This is a genomic window from Vibrio sp. D173a, assembly GCF_030248475.1.
In genome coordinates this window covers 1-792 of sequence record NZ_JAHGAH010001156.1, presented here as the reverse complement: position 1 = coordinate 792, position 792 = coordinate 1, and the positions used below count along the sequence as shown (strand labels likewise).

The following is a 792-nucleotide window of genomic DNA, read 5'->3' as shown; positions in this document are numbered from 1 at the left end:
CTGCCAACTTACCAATCTTTTCTTCCAATTCAAGCATGTGGACATCCCTAATATCCTTAGCTAAATTAGACAATACATCATATATAGACGAACCATATTGCAAACTCTGATTAAGCGTCATCACAAAGCTTCTTACTTCATTAGTGGGTACACGGTTATATAACTCTTCTAGTGCACTCTCCAACCCAACGAGCTTTGCTCTCTCGTTTGTTTTATGAAGCATATGCGATATATCCGGATCAAATCCTTGCATCTCATGTGCAAGATATGCAATCGAAGCCTCTATTGTCATCCCAGTTCTAACACACACTCCCATTAGGTCCAATAAATAGGGGAGCCTGTCAGAAAGCTTCCTTTGTAATTTCTTTTTCTTCAACTCTAAGTATAGGTCAGGACCGACAACAACTACACTTAACCAAAGTGCAATTAGTATAATCGTTGTTGTCAATTCCATATGCATGGTCATGGTATAAAACAGTATCACTAATATACCCAATGCCATTGATATATACTTTATTGGAAGTAACCATTTGACCCATTTACTATTATAGAAACCCGCTGCAACAAATTTTTTCTCAACATCCCTCTCAGATATAGAAAATAACTGACCAAACCAACGGCTCACTGACTCAACTTTTGAGGTATTGGAAGAGTCAACACTGTCATCAAGCAAAACACCAACTTTATTTAGAGTCTTTTTTCTCGTCTGACTAACAGAAAAAGAATAAATTAACACTCCAAGACCGATAACAATCATCCACATAAATATAATTGCTTGCACTTTACCATCTG

General features: G+C 37.0%; 1 protein-coding gene. It reads right to left on the bottom strand.

Translation table 11 applies throughout. From position 1 onward, the window contains the following. A partial coding sequence (locus KIV40_RS31980; protein ID WP_375164929.1) for a type II secretion system F family protein occupies nt 1-757 on the bottom strand: 757 nt, incomplete at its 3' end. Between the last annotated feature and the right edge of the window lie 35 nt (nt 758-792).